This is a genomic window from Porphyromonas sp. CAG:1061, assembly GCF_000435035.1.
GTDB classification, from domain to species: domain Bacteria; phylum Bacteroidota; class Bacteroidia; order Bacteroidales; family Porphyromonadaceae; genus Porphyromonas_A; species Porphyromonas_A somerae.
Map to the genome: position 1 here is coordinate 1 of NZ_HF988807.1, position 899 is coordinate 899.

At 48.7% G+C, this 899-nt stretch carries 1 protein-coding gene; it reads left to right on the plus strand.

Annotation, left to right across the window (positions count from 1 at the left end):
* On the plus strand, positions 1–756 hold a 756-nt coding region (locus QVO39_RS00085), incomplete at its 5' end, for a hypothetical protein (protein ID WP_288171140.1).
* Between the last annotated feature and the right edge of the window lie 143 nt (positions 757–899).

The following is an 899-nucleotide window of genomic DNA, read 5'->3' on the forward strand; positions in this document are numbered from 1 at the left end:
GCTTACACACTTTTTAGGGATAGTATCGAAGGAGAAACGAGTATGAGTGAAAAAGTAGAGAAGTCCCCTTTTAAGAGGGTGAAGCAATCGATTGAGGAGCTATGGGATGAGTTTGATTCGCATTTCAAGATAAAGGAGTGGGATGGCAAGCCTTTTGAGCATCCCCAGACTGATGAACTGAAGGCGACAAAGGAGCTTTTGGAGAGCCCTAACTACTATGAGATGATCCCAAGTGGCGAGGAGTGTACGAAGGATAATAGCCTCTACCTGACGATTGATCAGCAATGGTTTGATAAGATCGCTTCGGGAGAGAAGGTGGTGGAGTACCGTGAGATAAAGGAGACGGTGATGGGCAAATACCTCGACCTTAGGGAGTCAGCACAGGAGCAGATAGTGCTGAACCCTAATCTGGGAGAGGAGTTTGACTTCTCGTTGGATTCCTACAATAATGGGATATTCCTCTTTGTGCCTCGCTACTTTGAGTACCTAAGGCTGGGCGTGGGCTACAACAAGAATAGAGATACGGCGGTGGTGCGGATCAAGGGCATCTGCTTTATGCCTGAAAGAACTTACAAGGGGGATATCTTTAGGTTTGACTATCTGGATGAGAGTGTCACGGAGGAGAAGTACGACACCGCTGCTAAAAAAGGAATGGAGGCGGTGCAGGACCTTCTCTATAAAGCGGATGGACCAGATACCTACTGGATCATGGCAATCCATCTTGGCGAGGTGGTGGAGCTCAATAGAGGCAAGTGATGCACCTCCCCATGGCGAGCTTTGAGACTGCCTCAGGATAAGCTTTAATACCGCCACAAAGAGGCAATTGTCTGAGGAAAAAGGACCTCGGAGAGGTCCGATTTGTCTTAGCCCCCATTCGAGGGGGAAGCCCGATGAATGGG